The following is a 2,710-nucleotide window of genomic DNA, read 5'->3' on the forward strand; positions in this document are numbered from 1 at the left end:
AAATATAACTATGATGTAACCAGGGAGTAAAGCCAAAATTTTCCATTAAAATTCGCCATTGGGGATCCACAAAAAGAAAATGACAACCCGACAGATGATTTTGGTCACAAAAATGATCGATCGCCGCTATCATTAAAGCAGTAATTTCCAGTTCATTTTCCCCCGGAGCAATTAAAAAACGATAACCCACCGCCGGAGTAAAAGGGGTCATTCCTAACAGTTTCGGATAGTATCCAATCCCTAAACGATGGGAAAGATCTGCCCATTGATGGTCAAAGACAAATTCACCGTAACTATGACTTTTAATATACAAAGGAGCGGCGGCAATTAACTCAGCACCGCGCCAAACTGTTAGATGAGCAGGTTGCCACCCCGTGCGTCCCGTGGCGCTGCCAGAAGTTTCGATATTATGTAACCATTCCCACTCTAGAAAGGGAGTAGTTAGGGGTTGAGCGAGAGCATCCCATTTTTGTTGGGGAATCTCACTCATTTTATCAATCCAAGCGACAGAATATTGTGGTTTAAGCTGTTCTACCATGGGACAAGATAAGTCAACCTTTTTATTTAAGGTAATCTAGTTTTGAGATTTGTGGGAATCTCGTTCAAGGGAATAATGTAGGAAAATTTCTTCTTGCACGGTTTCCACGCTCAAAAGTCGTAATTTTCTGGCAGAATCAGCCATAAATCCGGTTCCTCCCAGGGGAGTTGCCGCTTTATTGCCTCCTAACAGCAACGGACAAATGGTTAGATGGATTTCATCGATTAAATCTTCAGCTAAAAGAGAGGCAATTAATTCACCTCCTCCCAGAATCGCCAGCTTTTTGATACCTAGGGTGGTAAATTGACTAAAAATAGCCTTCCAATCACCGCAGACTAAGACAAGCTCAAATAAACCCCGATTTTCCCATGCCGCCACTTTTTCCGCTGCCGTGATTAACCAGCGCGGGAAAGGCTGCTGAAAAAATTTCATCCGGGGATCAAGCTGGCCTGAATGAGAACAAACGATCTGTATCGGCTGGGGAGATAATCCCCGTTGTTGACGGTATGCGAGAAAATCGGCATGACGGATAGGAAGACTGGTGTGATAAGCGCGCAGGGTGTTAGCACCGAATAAAGCGGCATCCATGCGCGATAAATGTTGTTCTAGACGCATTTTATCGGTGGCAGAGGCAAATCTGGCCGCTGACTGGTAGGCGTCGGCAATTTTACCATCGGCACTCATGGCTAAAATAACGGTGGTGTGAGGACAATTCATGGCAAATGATCAGGGATATCACCTGGTTCGATTGGTGAATAGGCTAGTATAGTCTGGAGTTTGATAGCCAGAATCAAACCAATTTCTGCCCATGTCTATCGGTCAATCCTCCTTTCGTCGTATTCTGCTCTCTCGCTTACTCTTGGTCAGTGTACCTGTACTACTAATGGGAGTTTATGTCACCTATCGTAAGGCGCGATCGGCTTTTTTGGAAACGGCCCGTCAAAATCTCACCGAAAGTGCCATCAGAAAAGCAGACAATATTGATCAATCAATTCAATTTTTGCAGGCCAATCTTATCACTGCGGGCGAAAGTCTGGTTTTAAAACAGGGAACCTTAGCCGAAAAAGAAACTTTTTTACAACAATTCACGGCGCAGCTTCCTAATCAGATTAACTGTGTGGAATTAATTGATATTAAGACCAAGAAACCTTTATTAAATCGAGCCTGTGAACCAGAAATTATCAAAGTTTTGCCCCTGGAAAGATGGACAGAAAAACGGACTAGCTCTGCTGGGAATATCGAGAATGTTTTAGTTAGAAGTTTACCTCGACAACTTTTAACCAAATCTCCCAATAATAATCGTCAATTAGAATTAGTTTTTGCTGTTCCTATCTACGATAATCAAGGACAATTACAATCTAGTCTGATTCTGCAAACTTCTCTACTTTACCGTGAGAAGGTTTTACCCGGTTCTTTGTCAGGTTATCCCGTGGTTATTTCTGAAAATGGCATTATTCTCGCTCATCCCTATTTTGATCGCATTGGTAGCCATATCAGTCAAGAAGCTGATGCTGAACGCCTCAATCTAATCATCGGTAATGCTGTTAGAGGTCAACAGAGATTTCTCCATTTATTTTCTTTCGAGAAAGATGGCAAAGAATTAGTCGCTGGTTATAGTTCCCTCCCCAGTCCAGTTACGGGAGAATCATCCCAAAAATGGATAGTTTTAGCCATTAGTCCCCTCTCCCAAGCTCTGGCTCCTCTGCAACAAATTTGGGAGGCAATTTTTTATCTGATTTCTGGTTTATTATTAGCTTATTTAGTAGCTATTGTACTGATTGCCAGGGATTTAGCTAGACCTTTAGAAAAACTGCGAGATTATGCTTTAAATATTCATAAAATTCCTTCACAAAATATTACACCACAGAACTTTAATATTCGAGAAATTAATCAGTTAGCCTCGGCCTTAGAAGAAATGCTCGAACGTTTACGCCTTTGGGGAGAGGAAATAGTTAAGAGTTGGCAAGAAGCGGAAAATGCTAATCAATTAAAAAACCAATTTTTGGCCAATACTTCCCACGAATTACGCACCCCTCTCAATGGTATTATTGGCTCAATTCGTTGCGTTATGGATGGATTTTGTAATAGTGAGCAGGAGGAAAAAGAATATCTGCAACAAGCGGATAATGCAGCTGTACATCTTTTGGAAATTATTGATGATATTCTCAGTAT

3 protein-coding genes are annotated in these 2,710 nt (G+C 41.7%); 1 reads left to right on the plus strand and 2 read right to left on the minus strand.

Annotated features, from left to right (window positions below; all coding sequences use genetic code 11):
• Both PX636_RS05435 and PX636_RS05440 read right to left on the minus strand, forming a co-directional pair.
• Positions 1–538: peptidogalycan biosysnthesis protein (locus tag PX636_RS05435; RefSeq protein WP_288116427.1), on the minus strand; the 538-nt coding region annotated here is incomplete at its 3' end.
• Between the two features lie 36 nt (positions 539–574).
• Positions 575–1,255: a RibD family protein gene (locus PX636_RS05440; RefSeq protein ID WP_002760143.1), complete on the minus strand. Its 681-nt coding sequence runs from the start codon at positions 1,253–1,255 to the stop codon at positions 575–577.
• Positions 1,256–1,346: 91 nt separating this feature from the next.
• On the opposite strand from PX636_RS05440, the gene PX636_RS05445 reads away from it, so the two are divergent.
• Positions 1,347–2,710 (plus strand): histidine kinase dimerization/phospho-acceptor domain-containing protein (locus tag PX636_RS05445; RefSeq protein WP_288116428.1); only part of this gene is annotated, 1,364 nt, incomplete at its 3' end.

The sequence above is a fragment of the Microcystis sp. M53598_WE2 genome (genome assembly GCF_030067735.1).
Lineage (GTDB): Bacteria > Cyanobacteriota > Cyanobacteriia > Cyanobacteriales > Microcystaceae > Microcystis > Microcystis aeruginosa.